Annotated in this window: 1 protein-coding gene; it reads left to right on the top strand. The window is 56.0% G+C overall.

Translation table 11 applies throughout. The features are described 5' to 3' along the window. Positions 1-22 precede the first annotated feature (22 nt). A partial coding sequence (locus ABG80_RS23050; protein ID WP_268761012.1) for a protein rep occupies positions 23-273 on the top strand: 251 nt, incomplete at its 3' end.

Below are 273 nucleotides of genomic sequence, written 5' to 3'. Positions count from 1 at the left end.
GCACTACTTCACCATCGACGCTGTGAGGCTGCATGCGGCCAGCTTCTGCATGAAGCACCTGCTTTGCCCTCTGTGTGCCATTAGACGGGGCGCTAAGTCGATGAAAGCCTACTTGGATAGGTGGGAGGTCATCCGATCCGAGAAAACGGCTCTGAGGCCTTTTTTGGTGACTTTGACGGTGAAGAACGGTGATGACCTGGCTGAACGCTTTAAGCACCTTCATAGAGCCCAGCGCGAGCTATGGAAACGCCGGCAACGTGGTCGCGGCTCTGT

This window comes from Aquabacterium parvum (assembly GCF_001447195.1).
GTDB lineage: Bacteria > Pseudomonadota > Gammaproteobacteria > Burkholderiales > Burkholderiaceae_C > Aquabacterium > Aquabacterium parvum.
This window is presented reverse-complemented; position numbering and strand designations above follow the sequence as displayed.